Here is a 1,058-nt window from a genome sequence, read left to right on the forward strand (position 1 = left end):
AATGAAACCAAAAATATTATTGACTTTTTAAGTTTATCAAAAAGTGTAAAGTATTTTAAAACAGCAGTCAAATCATATGAACATTTAAAGGATAGAGAAAATGGTAAATCTGAAGAGATTACTGACAAAAAATTGATCTCTAAAATTATCAATATTCAAAGTATTAAAGCAAAAAGAGAAGTTAATAATTCCGATTCAAACAGAAATGATAAAACACTTTCAAAACTATCTTCTGAATACTATGAAAGTTTAGAAAATACTCTTGAAGAAGAAGTTACAATTAAAAATTTAAAAAAGAAATTAGAAGAGACAGACAAAGAACTCGATGAAGTATATCATGTAGTATTTAAAGAAGTAATAAATAAGATTAAACTTTTCGGAGGGAAGAAAAAAGGGGAATCGTTAATAAAAATAGTTTCAACTCTTCAAGGAAAAAATATTTTAAAAGAAAATACATCTGTTGTATATGAATATGCTAAAACACTTCTACCGGAAGACTATAATGGATTAGGATATTTAAATCTATTATCAATTATTTTTGACTTAGAGATTATCTTTAGAGAATTCAGAAAAGAAAGAGAACTTAAAGAAGAGCAAATACCCGCAGATATAAATATTCTTTTTATTGAAGAGCCAGAAGCACATACTCATCCTCAAATGCAACATGTTTTTATTAAAAGCATTAGCGAAATATTAGAAAAGGAACAAAAAGGCCTTAATCTTAAGGGAAAACGGGATTCAAGTAAATCAATATTTAACTTGCAAAGTATTGTAACAACACACTCTTCTCATATTGTAACCGAGAGTAATTTTGATGATATAAAATATTTTCATAAGAAAGAGAAACAAAATAGAGTTATCTCGAAGAATCTTAAAGATTTAAAAACTGCTTATGAAGAAGATACTAATCAATATCAATTTTTAAAGCAATATTTAACTCTAAATAGAGCTGAATTATTTTTTGCGGATAAAGCAATTTTAATTGAAGGTGATACAGAAAGAATTTTATTACCTGCTATGATGAGTAAATTAGATAAAGAAGAATCTTTCGACTTACC

General features: G+C 26.0%; 1 protein-coding gene. It reads left to right on the forward strand.

The features are described 5' to 3' along the window. Positions 1 to 1,058: ATP-dependent nuclease (locus tag BVC87_RS23000; RefSeq protein WP_159439411.1), on the forward strand; the 1,058-nt coding region annotated here is incomplete at both ends.

The sequence above is a fragment of the Tenacibaculum agarivorans genome, from assembly GCF_001936575.1.
GTDB classification, from domain to species: Bacteria; Bacteroidota; Bacteroidia; order Flavobacteriales; family Flavobacteriaceae; genus Polaribacter; species Polaribacter agarivorans.